The following is an 18,074-nucleotide window of genomic DNA, read 5'->3' as shown; positions in this document are numbered from 1 at the left end:
AAAATCAAAAATTATTTGCTGCTTAAGTTTTTAGCAGCGATTTTTGGAACGACTTCCATACTATCATAAAGTACATCGATAGAATTCAAAGCCACTTTGTCACCCGATTTCAAGCCTGATTTCACAAAGTAATCTGCTCCGGCGCTTCCTGCAATTTCAATTGGAACCATAGCGACTTTATTGCCGTCTTTCAAAACAAAAACAAAGAATTTATCCTGAATATCTTTTACGCTAGCCATTGGAACTGTCATTACAGAAGATAAACTTTTGTTTAATACAATTCGGGCAGAACCGCCTGAACGCAATATTTTTTTCGGATTTGGAAAAATGGCTTTTAAAGCAATTGTTCCGGTCGAACGATCAATGTTTCCACTCGCTACCTCCAGTTTTCCTTTTTGATCGTATTCGCTGTCATCTGCCATAATTAAACTTACGGTTTGATTGGCTTTTGAATCTTTAGAAAAAGCTAAATAATCAGCTTCTGTTAATGAGAAATACACAAATACGTTGTTGATTTCAGAAAGCGTAGTTAAGGGAACAGCGTCGTTTGGGGTAACTAAGTTTCCGATACGATTCGGAATACGGCTAATATAGCCGCTTACAGGAGCTTTAATCAAAGAGAAATCGGCATTTAACTGAGATGATCCTAAAGCGGCTTTAGCCTGTGCTACTTGTGCGGTTGCGGCTTCGTAATTGGCCTGCGCTGTTTTTAACTGCATGTCCGAAAAAACTTTTCCATCCACAAGCGGTTTAATTTTTTCTACTTCCAGTTTAGCATTGGCTAAGTTTGCCAAAGCACTTTTGTAAGCTGCACGGCTGTTGTTTACTTGTTCTGTATACACATCGCCTTTGATTTTAAAAAGAGATTGTCCTTTATTTACATATTCTCCTTCTTTAACATAAATGGCTTCAAGATATCCTGATACCTGAGCTTTTATATCAACGTTTACAGTACCTTCGACTGTTCCGGGATATTTTTTCTCTACTGCTCCGTCAGCTGAATTGGTTTGTAGAAAGTCAACTTCCGGTTTTGGAGGCGCCATTTGCGCATCGGCACTTTTCCCGCAGGAAGAAAAAGAAATTATAATCAATAAAACTGCAATCCTGCCAATTGCTGCGTTATTTTGAAAAAACTGTTTTGTCATTTTACTTTTCATTTTTAAATGAATTACCTCATATTTGGGCGCAAAATAACAGCTCAAAACCGCTTTTTTTTTGGAGAATCTTACCCAAACGACATTTTTTGATACTGAAACGTACGGGGTGTTTTTGCCGCAAAGACGCTAGGGCACGAAGTTTTTTAGCCACGAATTCACGAATTTTCGCTAATTAAATTTTCTGCCACTGATTATAAAGAATTAAAAAAGATTTTTTTTCTTGCAGATTGTGCAGATTTAATCTCGCAAAGGCACAGAGTCGCAAAGTTTTTTTTTGCTACAGATTAATTTTACGCACGGTTTGTCATCCTGACGGAGGAAGGATCTCCGCAAGCAGCTCTACAAAGTTTTTTTGCCACAGATTAAAGGATTAAAAAGGATTTTTTACGCACTGTTTGTCATCCTGACGGAGGAAGGATCTCCGCAAGCAGCTCTACAAAGTTTTTTTGCCACAGATTAAAGGATTAAAAAGGATTTTTTACGCACTGTTTGTCATCCTGATTTCTATGATAAAACCAAATCTTTTTGATAAGAGGTTTGATTTTTTATTACCGCAAAAACTCGATGAATTATTTTGTTTCTCACAGCGTTTAAAACACTCATTTTGTTTTTTCCTTCATCAACTTTTCGGATGTAATATTTTCTTAAGTCATTATCAAGTCTAATTGCACTCATTGCGGCCATGTGTAAAACAGTCTTTAGGTTTTTATCAGCAAGCATTGATACTCCGGGCCTTTTTTTTAATGATGTTCCAGATTGAAAATCAAAAGGCACAACTCCGCTGTAGCATGCCATTTTTCTTGGATCAGTTATAACTGTAAAACCTTCTGTTTTAGATAATAATGTCCAAGATAAAACTTGACCCACTCCAGGAACAGATTTTATCAATTTCTGCTGGTGGTTTAGATTTTCATTCTTTAGGATTATAGCTTCAATATCATTTTCAATAATCATAATTTGTGCCTCAATACTTTTAATAAGTTTGATGTTTAAGTTTTTTAACTCTTTATCCAGCCCAATACCTTTCATTAATTTGTAGTCATGCTGCTGAACCATAAGCTGTTTTTTGATTTTTATTCTTAAAGCTCTTTCTGTCAATAGTATTTTTATTTTTTTTATAGAAGAGGAGCTCGGCTTCCATTCTCTGTTCTCCTGATAATTTTTCTCAATGAAACTGCAGATACGCAGTGCATCGATTTTATCATTTTTCCCTCTGACAAGACCAATGCTTTTTTTGATATGCAGAGCTGATATAACATAAACCTTAAAGTTAAATTTTTCCAATGCTTCAAAGATATTCCAGTTGTATCTGCCTGTATTTTCCATTGCCAGAATTACATTTTCTTTAGCATATCTTTTAAAAAAACGAGTAATGTCATTAATTTCATTTTCAATAGTAAAATAATTAATAGCCTCTTCTTTTACGCAGATATCTAAAGTCTTTTTGCTGATATCAATTCCGATAATAATGTTTTTCATAACTTTGTTTTTACGATTCAACAAATGATTTGAGAAATTCATCATAAGCTCAACTCCTTAATAACGGGTCTCAAGCCCAAATTTCTATCTGAGTCTTTGATGAAAGGGAAGCTAAAGTCTTAATCAGGATATGAGTCTCAAGCTCAGAGGAACGAATAGTTTACTTTTGCTTCCTTTCTCAATCATAAATCTACTTAAATTTCAAAAAACAAATCTAAAGGACGAAGGAAGGATCTTCAAGAAACTCCGCAAACTGAATTGCCGAACTTTGTAGAGCTACTTGCGGAGATTTCTCCCTACGGTCGAAATAACATACTAGACTTAAAAAAATAGGAATGAATTTTCACAAATAGTCTATATAGTTTTTTCGCCAGAAAAGAAAAAACCTATGTCCCTTTGTTACTTTGTCCCTTTATCTAAAAAACTTAGCATCTTAGCATCTCAGAACCTTAGCATCTTTTCATCTATCCATCCACTGTTTGAAAAACGGTGTCTTCTCGCGACTAATGATCACTTCGCGTTCGGGATCTAGTTTAAGTTGGATTTTTAGTTTTGCGTTGAAGTAGTTCGCAATAGATTTAATGCTCTCTGCACGAATGAAGAATTGTCTGTTGGCTCTGAAAAAGATATTAGGATCTAATTCCTGCTCCAGTTCTTCCATCGTTTGTGGAATCGAGATAATTGTACCCGATTTTAGAAATAAATTACTGGTTTTAAACTCCGAATAAATGAAGTCAATATCAGAAACATCTACACTTTTATAACCATCTCGATAGGTTACTAAGAAACGTAATCTGTAAATGGGTTTATGAATAAGTTCTTTTAAAATTCCGGTTAAGTTGGTTACACTGCTTTCAGCTTCATTTTTAGATAAAGATTTGAATTTTGTTAAAGCAAATTCCAATTCCCCTTTATCAATGGGTTTCATCAAATAATCAATACTATTGACTTTGAACGCACGAATAGCATATTCGTCATAAGCCGTAGTAAAAATAACCGGACAGCTAATATTGATTTCATCAAAAATAGAAAAGCTTAGTCCGTCTGCTAAACGAATATCCAGTGTAATTAAATCAGGCGCAGGATTCGATTTCAGCCATGCAACCGTATCAACAACGGTATCTATAATCGCTAAGATTTCACAATTGGGTTCCAGCTCTTCCAGCAGTCTTTTTAAACGGCTGGCATTAATACTTTCATCTTCTACAATTAAAATTTTCATAATACTTCAATTAATGGTAGACGTACTTCATAAGAGCCGTTTGTTTCTTTAAAAACCGGCATTCTTTCCGATAAAATTTTATAACGAAATTCAATATTTTTATTCCCAATTCCGGTAGAAACCAGACTCTTTCCAGCTGTTCGTTGGAGATTGTTTCTGACAATAATGTCTTTTGAATCAGAAAAAACAGAAATAGTAAGCGGATTGGCCAAAGTAGCCATATTGTGTTTTACCGCATTTTCGACCAATAACTGCAACGTTAAAGGCGGTAAATGCAGTGATAAACTAGAAGAATCAATATCAATTTTTAAGTCAATTTTATCTCCCAGTCTTTTCTTTAGTAAATAAAAATAAGCGTTTAGAAATTCAATTTCTTCTTTTACTGTGATAGTATCTTTATTCGAATTTGAAATCATGTAACGATACACTCTGGTAATATTTTCCAAAAACGAAGCGGCTTCTTTTTGATCTTCATAAATCAACTCTGTCAGCGTACTGAAATTATTGAAAACAAAATGCGGATCTAACTGCATTTTTAAGGATTCCAGTTTGGAACGGGTAACAGCTTCCTGAAGTTCAGAAGCTTTAATTTTCAATTCGGCTGTTTCTATTGAATTTAAACGCCAACGGTTTAACAGAAATATACCGGTATGTATGGCACTAATAAAGAGAGAAATAATGGCAGCCATAATTTTGGACTGCCAAATGGTAACTAAATCATTTTCTTCTAAGGCTGTACAAGGATATAAATAATCCCAAAGCCAGGAAAAAAAGTAATTTAAAAGTATGTTTCCGGCAATTAAACAAATAAACTGTGCAATTGCTCTAAAAAAGGGATTTTGTTCCCAGCGTATATAGTTGTTTAATTTTCTGCCAACAAAAAGGGTCAGCTCTGTAAGTATGGCGCAGTACAGTAAAATGATAAAAATATCAAAAGTCTGATCCAAATCCAGTAAACTTTCTTCTTCAAAATTCCTATATGGATTTAAGAAGTAATAAGAAGACAAATACACTAAAAAAACCGCAGGAATTACTATAACTCTGTAATATTTGTAGAAAAAGTTCTTCCCTGATTTTTTATTGTGTTTCTGTCTTCCCATTAATCATCTCTATTCCGAATCGAAAATCTGCACGGTCCAATTTAGTGTGCAACCAGAACTTCTTCTACTTTCGAATCTTTAGTTTTTTGAACTGTTTTTTTTTCGCGCATGACTCCCCATTTCAAACAAGTAGCTCCCCACGAAAATCCTGCACCAAAAGTGGTAATCAATAAATTTTGACCTTCTTTAAAATCATCTTTGAAATCCCATAAACATAAAGGAACTGTCGCAGAGGTTGTATTTCCGTAACGATCAATATTTACTTTTACTTTTTCAAAATCAATACCTAAGCTTTCGCCTACAGCGGTAATAATTCTCAAATTAGCCTGATGCGGAACTACCCAGTCAATTTGGTCAGCTTCTAATTCATTTTTCGTCAAAGCATCCTGAGAAACCTGACTCATAGCTGCAACGGCTCTTTTAAATACAAAGGCTCCGTCTTGTTTTAAATAATGTGTTCTGTGTAAAAGACTTTGCATTGAAGTTGGATTTCTGGAACCTCCGGCTGGTACAGCCAAAGAAGAAACACCGCTTCCGTCTGTTTTCAGAATGGTTTTCATCAAACCGTAATCAGATTCTGTTTTTTCTAATAAAACGGCTCCTGCACCGTCTCCAAAAAGAATACAGGTATTACGATCTTCATAATCTACGATGGAGCTCATTTTATCTGCTCCAACGATGATTAGTTTTTTATAGCGGCCACTTTCGATCATGTTTGCTCCCATTTCCAGCGCGTATAAAAATCCGCTGCAGGCTGCATTCATGTCAATTCCGAAGGCATTTGTAAGTCTGCTTTTCTCGCATACAATACTGGCTGTCGGTGCCAAAATATGATCGGGAGTTGCTGTTGCTACAAGCAAAGCTTCAATTTCTCCGCGGTCTACATTATAATTTTCGATTAGGTTTTCAATCGCAGCAGCGGCAAGATCAGAAGTTGCCGTATCGTCGTCTGCGATTCTTCGTTCTTTAATTCCAGTTCTTTTGATGATCCATTCCTCCGATGTATCAACCGTTTCTGAAATCTTTTTATTCGTCAGGATTGAGGATGGTACGAAACCACCTATAGCTGTAATTACTGCGCTCATTTTTTTTTTGTTTTTTTAAGCTTTGTTCTCTTAGAACCCAATGCTTATACTTTTTTCTTCTTTTAAACAATTCTTCATCATATCCTGAACTTACAAAATACTTTAAAGAACTGAAACCAGGAAACTATAACAGCAACCATTAAAAAGCGGATTAAATCTGCCTGACAATACCCTTTTTTGAGCAATTATGGTTTAAAAAACCTAACAAACTCAACCATTATATAAAATCCAATTAAAATAAATTAAAATCCCACACAAAGTTTTTCTCGGTGTTACCTAGTATAAAATCTTAATTTATTTTACTTTTAAAATCATACAATGCGTTTAAGTTTGTATATAATTCCCAATTAAAGCTGTTGCCTTTTGGATAAAAAAATTATCTTCATTTAAGTTTTTAGAGTGCCACAAAATTAATTTAAAAATATCTTAAACAAGCAGGTAATTAAGAATAATTAACAAAACTGGCTAAAATGTTAAAATATAATTCTGATATCGGGCAACAAGCGCTAAAAATTGTAGAATCCCTAAAATCAAAAAAAATCTGTTAAAATTTATTTTGATAAAATTTCTTCAAAAAAACCTTGTAATTTTTATATCATATTTTTAAAATCAAATTAATTTCTAATAATTCGGAAACGACAATAAAGGAATATCAAGTCCGGCTGCCAGAATTCTTGTTTTACTTCTGTGGACTAAAGAATCCCAAAAACCATATTTTTGCGGCACCATAATCAAAAGATCGGCTTCATAGTTTTTAATTTCTTTCTTTATTTCGTTAATTACAGCATTCGATCTTACACTTTTATACAAATATTTAACATCTTCAAATTCTTTTTCAATATTCGAATTCATTAAAATTCTGTGTTGCTCTTCTCTCAGGTCATCCAATTTTTCGTCTACACTGAAAAATTCGATTTCAGATCCAAAATCACCCAAAGCATTTTTAATCCAGCTGAATTTTTTAATTGCTGAAAAACTTAAGCTGTCACAGGCATACAATACCTTTTTTATATTTAGAAAACTTGCATTTTGAGGAACTGCCAATACGGGAATATGAAGATTTTTAATTGCTGTTGTAGTCGAATTTCCCAATAATTCCTGCTCAAAAGAACGTTCCGCCATTCCCATCACTACAACATCTGCTTTTGTCTGTTCAATAATTCTTGGCAATTCATCTTCCAAAAAAGAATAAGTACAAATGGCAGATGTTTCAATTTTAAAAGAACTGGCTGTTTCTTTAGCTAAGCTTTCCAGTCTGAAAATTGCTTTTTCAATTTGTTTCTGCATAGCATCTGCAGTTATATGCGAGTTTGCACTATGCACACTCAAAGAGAAAGAATTAAACAAAACCAGTTTTGCACCTGTCGCTTTTGCAAGTCCGGCAGCATAATTTACAGCATTGTTGGCAATTGCAGAAAAATTGGTCGCGGCGATTATAGTTAGTTGTGAAATCATATAATAGTAATTAAACTTTGTTTGGGCAAAATTGGCAAATTAAACAGCTGTTTAAATTTTTAAATCACCGAAAGATCATTTTTTAGCACTCAACCGTAAAATTTCATTACTGAAAAAACAGGCTTTACTTATTTCTTTAGTATTTTAAAACCATTCCAAATTATAGCATTTCCATCTTTTCAATATTTAGTATTTTTACTTTCCATAAAATCTTTACTAAATGGATGCTAAAAACCTTTTAAAAGAACACGTCTCTAAAATTGCCACCCTGACTGATGAGCAGTTTGAGTATTTCTTTTCGCATTTTAAAACAGAAACGTACAAAAAAGGACAAACCATTATTAGTGAAGAACAACAGGTCGATAAAGAATATTTTGTGGTTTCGGGCTGTCTAAAATCTTTTTATGTGAATGATGAAGTAAAAATGTACATTCTGCAGTTTGCAATGCCAACCTGGTGGGCATCTGATTACGCGGCACTTTACAACAAAACCAAAGCAACAATTAATGTAGATTGCATTACGGATGTCGAAATTCTTTCTCTTTCCAATAATGATCGAGAGAAAATCTGTAGAGAAATACACGAAGTAGAACATTTTTTTAGATGGAGAACCAATCGCGGCTATGTGGCTTCTCAGAAAAGACTGCTTTCTTTTATGAATAATAATACCAAAACGAGATACGAAGAACTGCTGGCTCTCTACCCTGCTTTATACAATACTGTTCCCAAACATTTAATTGCGGCTTATCTCGGTGTTTCGAGAGAAACTTTAAGTCGATTATATAACGCTTCCAAACCACATTAACGAATGTGATCTACATCACGTAATGAACTTCTAAAACCGCCATTACTTTGTACTGTAAATTAATAACAATTTAAAAGTACAACATAATGGAAACTCAAAATTTTAAAATTTCAAACACACAAAGTCAAGTAAACTGGATTGGAAAAAAAGTTACCGGACAACACAACGGAACAATCAATATTAAAGAAGGCAATTTTACTTTTTCTAATGATGAATTGATTGGAGGAAATGTCGTAATTGACACTACTTCTATTGCAATTCTGGACGTTACAGATCCAGCAACCAATCAGCAGTTTGCAGGGCATTTGGCTTCTGATGATTTCTTTTCTACAGACAAATTTCAAACCGCATTTTTGGACATTACAACTGTTTCTAAACAAACGGAATCAGATTATTTTATTGAAGGCAATCTTACGATTAAAGCGATTACACATCCAATTGGTTTCAATTTAAAAGTAAAAACCAATAACGATGAATTGAAAGCTTCTGGTAAAATCATTATTGACCGCACTAAATACGATATGAAATTCCGTTCTGGAAATTTCTTCACCAATCTAGGTGATACTTTAATCTACAACGAATTTGAACTTGACGTTAACCTTGCAGCAAAACTTGCTTAATACTTAGAAATTATGCCATACGTAAAAATTGAATTAACGAGAGAAGGCGTTACCAGAGAACAAAAACAACAGTTGATTTCTGGTATTACAGAACTCATCACTGAAGTTTTAGACAAAGATCCCAATCTGACACATATTGTCATTCAGGAAATAGAATTAGACGATTGGGGATTTGCAGGAGAACAGGTTTCGGTATTGCGTGAAAAAGGCATTACCGCTCAAAGAAAAAAATAACTTTTAAGAATCAGAAAAAATGAAAACAATTATAATTACCGGTGCCTCTACAGGTATCGGTAAAACAACCGCTCAATTATTTTTAGAAAAAGGCTACAATGTAGTCATCAACTCAGCTAATCTGGGCAATCTGCAAAAAACTTTTGACGAATTAGGTCATAAAAACCAATTGGCAATGGTACACGGCGATGTCAGTCTTATTGCAACAGGAAAAAAATTAGTCGAAACTGCCTTAGAACGTTTTGGAAGTGTAGATGTTTTAATAAACAACGCAGGAATTTTTCAGCCAAAATCATTCGTAGAGGTCGAAGAAGAAGACTTGGATCGTTTTTTAAACATTAATTTAAAAGGAACTTTTTTTACCAGTCAAGCAGCAGTAAAACAAATGTTGCGACAAGGCGAAGGTTCCATCATCAACATCGGAACAGTTTTAGTAGATCACGCAATTGAAGGATTTCCTGCTACTGCACCTATTTCCAGTAAAGGTGGCATTCACGCTCTTACTAAACAACTGGCAGCAGAATTTGGTAAAAATAATATTCGGGTAAATGCCATAGCTCCCGGAATCATTAGAACTCCGCTTCAGGCTAAAACGGGTGTAGATGATGCCGACAGTTTAGCAGGACTTCATTTATTAAATCGTATTGGAGAAACCAGCGATGTCGCACAATTGGCGTTTTATTTGGCCGAAAGCAATTTTGTAACAGGAGAAATCATTAATTTAGATGGCGGTCACGTTGCCGGACACAGCATTCAATAATCATAAAGAAATTAAATCATGGAAAGTTTCGGTACAAATGCACCACTGATTACAGCTGTACTCATGAATTACTTTAACGGAATTTACAACGGAGATGTTCCTTTACTGCAAAGTGTTTTTCATCCGCAGGCAATTGTTGGTTTCGATCTAAATGGTGAAACCCATTTTAAAACGGTAAACCAATATCTGGAAGGAGTAAAAAATCGTAAAAGTCCAAAAGAACTTGGAGAAGAATTTAAAATGAAAATTTTATCTTTAGAAATTATCAATAATACGGCTGTAGCAAAAGTTCAGGTTCCGATATTTGAATTTGACTACTATGATTTATTAAGCCTTATTGTTGTTGATGGTAAATGGGTTATCAGTAATAAATTAGCAACTAAAGTAAATTAATATACAATGTGGAATTCAACCAAAATAACGAAATTACTAGGTATTGAGTATCCAATTTTACAAGGTCCGATGGGCGGCGGTTTTTCAACTGCCGCTTTATTGGCTGCCGTAAGTAATGCCGGCGGATTAGGAAGTTATGGCGCTTATACCTTAACTCCAGACGAAATTTGCGAAGCAGGAAAAGAAATCAAAAAAGCCACATCTAAACCATATAACATCAATTTATGGGTAAATGATGTCGATAAAAGCCTGATTAATTATGCTCCTGAAAAACTGGAAAAAATCAAACTGCTTTTTAAACCTTATTTTGATGAACTGGGAATTCCGCTTCCTGATCTTTCTTCTGATATTCCTTCTAAATTCGAAAAACAGGTAGAAGTTTTATTTGAATTGAAGCCCGCTGTTTTTAGTTTCATTTTCGGAATTCCTTCCAAAGAAATACTTCAAGAAAGCCGAAAACTCGGAATCAAAACGATTGGAGCTGCAACAACTTTAGAAGAAGCGCTTGCTCTTGAAGATGCCAAAGTGGACGCCATTATCGCTGCAGGATTTGAAGCCGGAGGTCATAGACCATCATTCTTAAAGCCAGCTCAAGATTCTTTTACAGGTTTATTCACTCTTCTACAACAATTAAAAGCCAAAACCAAAACGCCAATAATCGCCGCAGGAGGAATTATTGACGCAAAAGGGATAAAAGCTGCTATGACTCTAGGAGCCGATGCGGTACAATTGGGAACCGCTTTTATGGTAACGGATGAATCTGGTGCCGCTCCCATTCATAAAGAAATGCTTTTCACTAATCCAAATGTACCTACAACAGTTTCTAAGTCATTGACAGGAAGAATGGGCAGAATGATCAGCAATACCATTTCCGACGCTGTCCCTTTTGAAACCGAAGTATTGCCATTTCCGCTTCAAACCAAATTAATTGCACCTTTAAAAGTGGCTGCACTCGCACAAGGAAGAACCGATATGGTGAGTTTTTGGTCTGGACAAAACACTGGTAATTTGCAACATCATAAAGCTAGTGAACTCATGCAGGCTTTAATTGCTGAAATGTGTGCTTAGTTTTTTTAACGCAAAGTGCGCTAAGTTTTTTTTCCTTAGATTGTGTTTTTAAGTTCGCAAAGCGTTGTGTGCTAATATTGTAGTTTATTAATCTCGCAAAGTTCTATTTCACGCAGATTTAAAATGATTTAAGCAGATCGGTGCAGATTTTTAAATAATTAAAATGAAATCTGCTAAATCTGCGTGAAACAAAATCCTTTTAATCCTAATAATCTGTGGCTTTAAAAATAAAATCCTTTGCGACTCCGCGACTTTGCGAGGTTATAAAAGACAAAGCTTTGCGAACTTAAAATGTCCAGCATTTATATAAAAAAACCCTAGCGCACTTTACGTTAAAAAACACCGCCCCGCAACCTGTCCAGTTCGCCTCAAAGTTTGTCCGTTTCAACAAGTTTCTGATTTCGTTTTTAAGGCTTTCAACGCACATTTGTACCGTTAAATAACTTTAAATATCAAAATTATGAACTCAAAAACAACAAAAATTATCTATTGGACAGGCGCAGTATTAACTTCTTTATGGTTTGGCGCAAGCGGTTTCTTCGAATTAACAAATAATCCATTGGTTTGGGGAATTACACAACAATTGGGTTATCCTGCACATTTTATCTACATCTTAGGCGTTTTTAAAGTAGCTGGAGTAATTACACTTTTAATTCCGAATAAATTATTGCGATTGAAAGAATGGGTTTTCGCAGGCGTATTTTTCGACATCATTTTTGCTTTCTTTTCAAAAATAGCAGTCTTAGGTTTTGGCGCTGCAACTGATGCTATAATTGCCTTTGTAATGGTCAGCGTTACTTATGCTTTGTATAGGAAATTATATACTGCAACATATATTCCAGCGGAATAAATATTTATAGAACTCCAATAAAAACAAATACAAAAGCTCCAGCGGGGAATATAATATAAATATGTCACTCCTCCGGAGCTTTATATTGTAAATGTTTATTCATTGCTATAAATATTTCGCTTCTCCGAAGCTTTACATTACAAACGTCGTATTTGTTTTCTCTATAAATATTTCGCTTCTCTGAAGCTTACAAAAAAAGCTGTCCTTTTTGAGACAGCTCTTTTACAAATTTATTTCACTTTAAATATCTCCAATGAAAAAAGTCATTCTCATTCTCTGTTTTATTTTATCAGCTTTGTTTTTTATTAGCTGTTTTATGTTTCCAGGATTATAAAATCAAGCCAATTAATTTATCTGAATAACGATGAATTAATTGGCTATACTTCTCTATTCTCTATTCTCTATTCTCTATTCTCTATTTTCTATTTTCTATTTTCTACTACCTATTTTCCAGCCAGCTCAAAAATGCTGTTGCTTTTTCTTTTCCGACCAATATTTTTTCTTCCGTGGAAACACTTAATTTTACCAATATCTTTCTCGAGAAATAATGTTCTGCTTCTCTTATAGCCGAAAAATTAACCAAATACTGTCTGTTAACCCTAAAAAACTGAATTGGTGATAAAAGCTTATGAATATCATCTAAAGACTGCGTTAACGGATATTCATTTTTATCTAAGGTCATAATTGTTGGCGTTTCATTTTTGATATAAAAAAACGCAATATTCTCCGTTAAAACCGTTTGATATTTATTGTTTTTGAAAACCAAAAAACTGCTTTTCCCTTTATTTTCGCCATTTCGCGTCAGCAAATAATCAAAGTCAGGCATTGCTTTTTTATTTCTTTGGAAGAAGTTTTTCAGTTCTCCTGCTTTCTTCAAAGCTTGCGAAATACTTTCTCTCGAAAAAGGTTTTAAAACATAATCAATTCCGTTTGACTTAAAGGCTTCAATCGCATAATCATCAAAAGCGGTGCAGAAAATAACAGGTGACAAAACCTCAACATTCTTAAAAATCTCAAAACATTGGCCGTCTGCAAGCTGTATATCCATAAAAATCAAATCGGGCTGATCGTTTTCTAAAAGATAACTCACAGCACCGTCAATACTTTGTATATACGACAAAATCTGAACATCAGGTCTGATGCTCAGAATAAGCTGGCCAAGGGCTTTGGCCGTTTTTACTTCATCTTCAATTATTACGATGGTCATAAATAAGTGGTATTTTTACTTTAAAAGTGGTTTCGTTTTTGTCAATTTCGATTTCTTTGTGCACCAAATGCATAAAACGCTGGTTGATATTATCCAGTCCAACGCCTGTAGAAACTATAGCACCTCTCTTCAACTGAATCGGATTTTCGATTACCAGAAAATCTTTTTCACTGTAAAGCTTAATTTTTAAAGGTTTGTCTAGAGAAACGACATTGTGTTTGATGCAGTTTTCTATCAACAACTGCAAAGCAAAAGGCGGAATAACCGATTCGTATTGTTTTTCTTCGATTTCATTTTCCAAAACAAAACCGTCTTCAAAACGGGCTTTTAAAAGATAAACATACGAATCGAGAATCTGAATTTCTTCTCGAAGCGGAATCAAATCCAATTTTCGGCTTTCTAAGGTAAATCGGTAAAAATCGGATAATTTCAGAATAAAATCGGAACTATTTTCGTCGTTCATATCCACCATCGATTTTAAAGTATTCAAACTATTAAAAAGAAAATGTGGATTGATCTGCTGTTTCAGCAATTCGTACTGAGCGCCAAGATTAACGGCTTTTGTGCGTTCCAATTCAACTCCCATTTGTTGTGTTTGATAGTTTTGAAAAAGCAGATGCAAAAACATATACACAATCAAATTAATCAAAACTCCGCGAAGTTCGAACATAATCGGCGCATCCATTTTAGAAACCTGAAACAATTCCTGATGCGCGATAACCAGAATTACCATTAATAAAATTCCTAATACGACACTCAGTAAAAGTTTCCAGTTAAAGAGACTTTTGGTTGTTTTGTTCGAAGAAAATTTCGGTAAACTGTAAATGTTGTAATACCATATAAATAGGGAAAACAACAGTGTAATTGAAGAATTTATCACAATATCTCCAGGTGTTGATCCGGCATCGAATAATTTAGGAATCGAAGCCAGAATCGCCAGAGCAATCGAACTCCCCCAAATTACTTTGAGCGAAACCTGAAAACGTTTTGGTTTTTCCATAGTTGTAGTTTATAGTCAAAGATAGGTTTATTTGAAAAAGATTTCACGCAGATTTTATAGGATTTTAGCAGATGCGCGCAGATTTTATTGTTCCAGTTCCCGTACAGTTTGTCATTTTCGAACGAGAAATCACACTCGGGATTCGACAAAGATTGGCGACGTACTGTGTGGAATTTCTAGTGTGATTTCTCGTTCCTCGAAATGACAAAAAATGAGAATAAAAACTTGGCGCCTCTGCTCCCGATAGCTATCGGGATTGCGAGATTAAAAAAAATCTGCAAAATCTGCTAAAATCCTTTTCAAATCTGCGTGAAACAAAAAAATCAAGCCCTTTTAACTCCCAAAACAACACCGGAATCCGCATCTTGAACGAAGCCAATAACCTCAAATCCTTGTGCATTATAATTTTTAGGAAGAGAAATTGTAACCGTTCCTTTCTTAGCTTTATTCAAACTAACAGTCTGCAATTGACGTACAATTTGATAATGCGATAAAACCCGATTCGCATTCTCCCCTCTTCTAACATTGCTTTTTGCTTCTTTCTGCACAATTGCAAGCAATAAACGGCTATTTTTTGAAGCGCTTTCCACATTGTACTGTACTGAAAGTATATTGGAGTTTTGAGCAGTTTCTAAACTCAAATCAACCAAAGCAGGTTTCGAAAGTGCCGATTTAATTCCGTTTCGTAAACTCGTTTCCTGCGAACCGATATAATCTGTTTTTCCGTTAATGATCACCTGAGGCGTATAAATTGGTTCTTTTCCCATAAACTGAGCATAATCGTATTGTCTTTTGGTAAAATCGGCATTGCTAAAAATATCTTTCCAACCCTGTTTATCCCAATAATCAACGTGATAGGCCAATACAAAAACGTTTTTATCATGGTATTCGCTCTGAATTTTTCCCAGCAATTCATCTGCTGGTGGACAACTCGAACAGCCTTCTGAAGTATACAACTCCAAAAGCGCAAAACCTTTTTTATCTGCGTTCTGACTGAAAACACCATTTCCAACCAAAAGAAACAGCATTAAAAAACCAGTTAATAATTTTATCTTTTTCATAATTTCTATTTTCTCTCCTGCAAAGTTTTCCAAACCTTGTAGGTATTTTTTTTAAATATTTTAACCTATAATAAACCTACAAGGTTTGGAAAACCTTGCAGGTTAAGCAATTTAGAAATTAAAGAATGTTAATCTCAACGTTTATATTCCCTCTTGTCATTTTAGAATAAGGACAAGTCTGATGCGCCTGAGAAGCCAGTTTCTCAGCAGTTTCCAAATCCAAGCCCGGAAGACTGATATTTAGTCTTGCCTGAAGAAAATATTCTCCCTCTTCGACACATAAATCTACCTCTGCATCTACAGCAGTTTCAGCTGGAATTCTCACACCGAATTTAGCAGCAGCAAGCCCTAAAGCTCCAATAAAACAAGCCGACCATCCCGCAGCAAACAACTGCTCCGGATTTGTCCCCGTACGCGAAGATCCCGGCGAACTTAATTTAATATTCAATTGTTCATCCGAACTTTGAGAAGCTCCTTCTCTACCACCTGTCGTATGTGTTTTTCCTGTGTATAAAACTTTTGTGTTCATGTTTTCAAATTTTAAATTGTTGATTTTTAATTATTTTAATTGATATTGATTTTTGATATTGATATTGTAATTGATATTGAATTTTGAATTTTGAATTTTGGAATTTGGAATTTGGAATTTATTTAGATACATCTATTATTGCCTGAGCAAATGCTTTTGGATCTTCCTGTGGCACGTTGTGCCCAATTCCTTTTAAAATTCTGTGCTCGTATTTCCCTGTGAATTTGCTTGCATAAGCTTTTCCATCCGCGAAAGCGCCGTCAAAATCACTTCCTATTGTAATGCTTGGAACTTTAATTTCTGGTCTTGACGCCAAACGTTTTTCCAAATTATCGTATTTTGTTTCACCTGCTTCAAGCGATTGTCTCCATCTGTAATTGTGAATCACAATTGCTACATGATCGGGATTGTCAAAAGATTGCGCTGTTTGATCGTAAGTTGCTTTATCGAAGTTCCATAACGGAGAAGCTATTTTCCAGATTAGTCTATTAAAATCGTAGGTGTTTTGAGCGTAACCTTGTTTTCCTCTTTCGGTTGCGAAATAATATTGGTACCACCATCCTAATTCAGCCGTTGGCGAAAGCGGTTTTAAGTTCGCTTCCAAATTCACTACGATATAACCGCTTACCGAAACCAAACCTTTTACACGTTCCGGCCAAAGCGCCGATACTGCCACAGCCGTTCTCGCTCCCCAATCAAATCCGCCAATAACAGCTTTATCAATTTTCAGCGCATCCATAAAAGCAATAATATCACTCGCCAAAGCCGCCTGCTGACCGTTTCTGAAAGTATCTTTTGAAAGGAAAGTTGTTGTTCCAAATCCGCGTAGGTAAGGCGTAAAAACGTGATAGCCTTTTGAAACCAAAATCGGAACAACTTCATTGTAACTGTGAATATCGTAAGGCCAGCCGTGAAGCAAGATTACCGGAGTTCCGTTTGACGGACCTGCTTCTGTATACCCCACGTTTAATAATCCAGCATTAATTTGTTTTAAAGTTCCTAAAGAGCTGCTTACTTCAATTGTTTTTTGTTGTGAAGTTTGAGCTTGAGTGAAAGCTACATTCATAAAAAGAATAGCGATTAGAATATTGAATAGTGTTTTCATAATTTTTATTTTTTGATTAGTTGATTATCAGTTAATTTCTTTGTCAAAGGTATCTTGACAACGCCTGTTTTAAAAGGCAAAAAAAGGTGAAGTGGACAAAGTTGAGGGTGAAATGGACAGGCTTTAATTTGAGATCATTTTTAACGCAAAGAGCGCAAAGGATTCGCAGAGAACAAGAAGTTTTGTTTAAGGAGAATGTCGATAGACATTAAGTTCGCAAAGCTTTGTGTTAATCTTGGGCTTTTTAATCGCGCAAAGTCGCGAAGTCGCAAAGTTTTATTTATACAGCTTTGTGAACTTAAAAGAAACTTAGTTTCAACTCAAAAGAATCTTTGTGTTCTCTGCGAATCCTTTGCACTCTTTGCGTTAAAAAACTACCCGCATTTCAACTTGAAACTATTTCTTCATAGTCAAAATAGGTTTTCCTTTTTCAACGATATAAGTTGCCAGTTCCGAAGCCTTAGCATTGGTATTATTTTTAGCCGAGTGCACCACACCTGCTGGAATAAAAAGTACCTCGCCTGCTTTTAGTGTTACAGGTTTTTCGCCTTCGATCTGATATTCCAGCGAACCTTCAACGACGTAAATGACTTCTTCGCCTGGATGAGAATGTTTCCCAAAAGCCGAATGTCCGTCAAAATCGATTCTTGCTTGCACCATTTCTTTTCCCGAAGTACTTAAATCATGTTTTTGCAAATCGATGCGTTTTACTCCTTGCGCCGCAATCTGATTCGGAACCAAAAAGGCAATGATTCCTAAAACGATAATTGCGACTATAACCCATGTTTTTTGTTTTTTCGTTTCCATAATTTCTAGTTTTAAATAGTTGTTTTCTGTTAATTTCTTAGTCAAAAGTATTTCGATAACCCTTCTTACGAAATCAGAAAATAGGTGAAACGGACAAACTCTAAGGTGAACTGGACAGCACGTGAGTTGTGATTTGT

Annotated in this window: 19 protein-coding genes; 7 read left to right on the top strand and 12 right to left on the bottom strand. The window is 35.0% G+C overall.

Annotated elements, in window-relative coordinates:
* Positions 1–11: 11 nt before the first annotated feature.
* The 6 genes from HYN56_RS16110 to HYN56_RS16085 all read right to left on the bottom strand — a co-directional run bounded on the left by HYN56_RS16110 (position 12) and on the right by HYN56_RS16085 (position 7,498).
* Complete coding sequence (locus HYN56_RS16110; RefSeq protein ID WP_240622565.1) at positions 12–1,157, bottom strand: efflux RND transporter periplasmic adaptor subunit; 1,146 nt, start codon at positions 1,155–1,157, stop codon at positions 12–14.
* A 504-nt stretch (positions 1,158–1,661) separates the two neighbouring features.
* Positions 1,662–2,636 carry an IS110 family RNA-guided transposase gene (locus HYN56_RS16105; RefSeq protein WP_240622557.1) on the bottom strand — a complete coding sequence of 325 codons (975 nt, stop codon included), beginning with the start codon at positions 2,634–2,636 and terminating at the stop codon, positions 1,662–1,664.
* Between the two features lie 460 nt (positions 2,637–3,096).
* Positions 3,097–3,858, bottom strand: a complete 762-nt coding sequence (locus tag HYN56_RS16100) for a LytR/AlgR family response regulator transcription factor (protein WP_109193115.1) — start codon at positions 3,856–3,858, stop codon at positions 3,097–3,099.
* Complete coding sequence (locus HYN56_RS16095) at positions 3,855–4,958, bottom strand: sensor histidine kinase (protein ID WP_109193114.1); 1,104 nt, start codon at positions 4,956–4,958, stop codon at positions 3,855–3,857. Before HYN56_RS16095 ends, HYN56_RS16100 begins: the two co-directional genes overlap by 4 nt.
* Positions 4,959–4,999: 41 nt before the next feature.
* Positions 5,000–6,043 carry a beta-ketoacyl-ACP synthase III gene (locus HYN56_RS16090; protein ID WP_109193113.1) on the bottom strand — a complete coding sequence of 348 codons (1,044 nt, stop codon included), beginning with the start codon at positions 6,041–6,043 and terminating at the stop codon, positions 5,000–5,002.
* A 621-nt stretch (positions 6,044–6,664) separates the two neighbouring features.
* A complete protein-coding gene (locus HYN56_RS16085) occupies positions 6,665–7,498 on the bottom strand; it encodes a universal stress protein (RefSeq protein WP_109193112.1) in 834 nt (277 codons plus the stop codon).
* A 220-nt stretch (positions 7,499–7,718) separates the two neighbouring features.
* Between HYN56_RS16085 and HYN56_RS16080 the strand changes: the two genes are divergently transcribed.
* From HYN56_RS16080 to HYN56_RS16050, 7 genes are all read left to right on the top strand, one after another.
* Positions 7,719–8,303, top strand: coding sequence for a Crp/Fnr family transcriptional regulator (locus tag HYN56_RS16080; protein WP_109193111.1), 585 nt, complete (start codon positions 7,719–7,721; stop codon positions 8,301–8,303).
* Between the two features lie 86 nt (positions 8,304–8,389).
* Positions 8,390–8,923, top strand: a complete 534-nt coding sequence (locus tag HYN56_RS16075; RefSeq protein WP_109193110.1) for a YceI family protein — start codon at positions 8,390–8,392, stop codon at positions 8,921–8,923.
* A 12-nt stretch (positions 8,924–8,935) separates the two neighbouring features.
* Positions 8,936–9,157: a tautomerase family protein gene (locus tag HYN56_RS16070; RefSeq protein ID WP_109193109.1), complete on the top strand. Its 222-nt coding sequence runs from the start codon at positions 8,936–8,938 to the stop codon at positions 9,155–9,157.
* Between the two features lie 19 nt (positions 9,158–9,176).
* Positions 9,177–9,917 (top strand): SDR family NAD(P)-dependent oxidoreductase, encoded by a 741-nt coding sequence (locus tag HYN56_RS16065; protein WP_109193108.1) that lies wholly within the window; start codon positions 9,177–9,179, stop codon positions 9,915–9,917.
* Positions 9,918–9,935: 18 nt separating this feature from the next.
* Positions 9,936–10,310, top strand: a complete 375-nt coding sequence (locus tag HYN56_RS16060) for a nuclear transport factor 2 family protein (RefSeq protein WP_109193107.1) — start codon at positions 9,936–9,938, stop codon at positions 10,308–10,310.
* 6 nt (positions 10,311–10,316) lie between these two features.
* Positions 10,317–11,378, top strand: coding sequence for an NAD(P)H-dependent flavin oxidoreductase (locus HYN56_RS16055; RefSeq protein ID WP_109193106.1), 1,062 nt, complete (start codon positions 10,317–10,319; stop codon positions 11,376–11,378).
* A 460-nt stretch (positions 11,379–11,838) separates the two neighbouring features.
* The gene (locus HYN56_RS16050) at positions 11,839–12,228 is read left to right on the top strand and encodes a DoxX family protein (protein ID WP_109193105.1); all 390 of its coding nucleotides are present in this window, start codon (positions 11,839–11,841) and stop codon (positions 12,226–12,228) included.
* Between the two features lie 439 nt (positions 12,229–12,667).
* Here HYN56_RS16050 and HYN56_RS16045 read toward each other — a convergent pair whose 3' ends face one another.
* The 6 genes from HYN56_RS16045 to HYN56_RS16020 all read right to left on the bottom strand — a co-directional run bounded on the left by HYN56_RS16045 (position 12,668) and on the right by HYN56_RS16020 (position 17,937).
* Positions 12,668–13,435, bottom strand: coding sequence for a LytR/AlgR family response regulator transcription factor (locus HYN56_RS16045; protein ID WP_109193104.1), 768 nt, complete (start codon positions 13,433–13,435; stop codon positions 12,668–12,670).
* Entirely contained in the window at positions 13,416–14,435 is a 1,020-nt protein-coding gene (locus HYN56_RS16040; protein ID WP_109193103.1) for a sensor histidine kinase, read from the bottom strand. Before HYN56_RS16040 ends, HYN56_RS16045 begins: the two co-directional genes overlap by 20 nt.
* A 323-nt stretch (positions 14,436–14,758) precedes the next feature.
* Positions 14,759–15,496, bottom strand: a complete 738-nt coding sequence (locus tag HYN56_RS16035) for a DUF1223 domain-containing protein (protein WP_109193102.1) — start codon at positions 15,494–15,496, stop codon at positions 14,759–14,761.
* A 118-nt stretch (positions 15,497–15,614) separates the two neighbouring features.
* Positions 15,615–16,025, bottom strand: coding sequence for an organic hydroperoxide resistance protein (locus HYN56_RS16030; RefSeq protein ID WP_109193101.1), 411 nt, complete (start codon positions 16,023–16,025; stop codon positions 15,615–15,617).
* Between the two features lie 118 nt (positions 16,026–16,143).
* A complete protein-coding gene (locus tag HYN56_RS16025) occupies positions 16,144–17,130 on the bottom strand; it encodes an alpha/beta fold hydrolase (protein WP_109193100.1) in 987 nt (328 codons plus the stop codon).
* A 396-nt stretch (positions 17,131–17,526) separates the two neighbouring features.
* Positions 17,527–17,937 carry a cupin domain-containing protein gene (locus tag HYN56_RS16020; protein ID WP_109194831.1) on the bottom strand — a complete coding sequence of 137 codons (411 nt, stop codon included), beginning with the start codon at positions 17,935–17,937 and terminating at the stop codon, positions 17,527–17,529.
* Positions 17,938–18,074: the final 137 nt, after the last annotated feature.

This window comes from Flavobacterium crocinum (assembly GCF_003122385.1).
GTDB lineage: Bacteria > Bacteroidota > Bacteroidia > Flavobacteriales > Flavobacteriaceae > Flavobacterium > Flavobacterium crocinum.
The sequence above is the reverse complement of the archived record's forward strand: the minus strand, read 5'-3'. Positions and strand labels throughout refer to the sequence as shown.

Excerpts from the sequence above, each read along its gene's own strand:
- HYN56_RS16110 (WP_240622565.1), bottom strand. The coding sequence starts at position 1,157 with ATGAAAAGTAAAATGACAAAACAGTTTTTTCAAAATAACGCAGCAATT.
- HYN56_RS16090 (WP_109193113.1), bottom strand. The coding sequence starts at position 6,043 with ATGAGCGCAGTAATTACAGCTATAGGTGGTTTCGTACCATCCTCAATC.
- HYN56_RS16070 (WP_109193109.1), top strand. The coding sequence starts at position 8,936 with ATGCCATACGTAAAAATTGAATTAACGAGAGAAGGCGTTACCAGAGAA.
- HYN56_RS16035 (WP_109193102.1), bottom strand. The coding sequence starts at position 15,496 with ATGAAAAAGATAAAATTATTAACTGGTTTTTTAATGCTGTTTCTTTTG.
- HYN56_RS16020 (WP_109194831.1), bottom strand. The coding sequence starts at position 17,937 with ATGGAAACGAAAAAACAAAAAACATGGGTTATAGTCGCAATTATCGTT.
- HYN56_RS16075 (WP_109193110.1), top strand. The coding sequence starts at position 8,390 with ATGGAAACTCAAAATTTTAAAATTTCAAACACACAAAGTCAAGTAAAC.
- HYN56_RS16025 (WP_109193100.1), bottom strand. The coding sequence starts at position 17,130 with ATGAAAACACTATTCAATATTCTAATCGCTATTCTTTTTATGAATGTA.
- HYN56_RS16030 (WP_109193101.1), bottom strand. The coding sequence starts at position 16,025 with ATGAACACAAAAGTTTTATACACAGGAAAAACACATACGACAGGTGGT.
- HYN56_RS16045 (WP_109193104.1), bottom strand. The coding sequence starts at position 13,435 with ATGACCATCGTAATAATTGAAGATGAAGTAAAAACGGCCAAAGCCCTT.
- HYN56_RS16060 (WP_109193107.1), top strand. The coding sequence starts at position 9,936 with ATGGAAAGTTTCGGTACAAATGCACCACTGATTACAGCTGTACTCATG.
- HYN56_RS16050 (WP_109193105.1), top strand. The coding sequence starts at position 11,839 with ATGAACTCAAAAACAACAAAAATTATCTATTGGACAGGCGCAGTATTA.
- HYN56_RS16080 (WP_109193111.1), top strand. The coding sequence starts at position 7,719 with ATGGATGCTAAAAACCTTTTAAAAGAACACGTCTCTAAAATTGCCACC.
- HYN56_RS16065 (WP_109193108.1), top strand. The coding sequence starts at position 9,177 with ATGAAAACAATTATAATTACCGGTGCCTCTACAGGTATCGGTAAAACA.
- HYN56_RS16100 (WP_109193115.1), bottom strand. The coding sequence starts at position 3,858 with ATGAAAATTTTAATTGTAGAAGATGAAAGTATTAATGCCAGCCGTTTA.
- HYN56_RS16055 (WP_109193106.1), top strand. The coding sequence starts at position 10,317 with ATGTGGAATTCAACCAAAATAACGAAATTACTAGGTATTGAGTATCCA.
- HYN56_RS16105 (WP_240622557.1), bottom strand. The coding sequence starts at position 2,636 with ATGAAAAACATTATTATCGGAATTGATATCAGCAAAAAGACTTTAGAT.
- HYN56_RS16040 (WP_109193103.1), bottom strand. The coding sequence starts at position 14,435 with ATGGAAAAACCAAAACGTTTTCAGGTTTCGCTCAAAGTAATTTGGGGG.
- HYN56_RS16095 (WP_109193114.1), bottom strand. The coding sequence starts at position 4,958 with ATGGGAAGACAGAAACACAATAAAAAATCAGGGAAGAACTTTTTCTAC.
- HYN56_RS16085 (WP_109193112.1), bottom strand. The coding sequence starts at position 7,498 with ATGATTTCACAACTAACTATAATCGCCGCGACCAATTTTTCTGCAATT.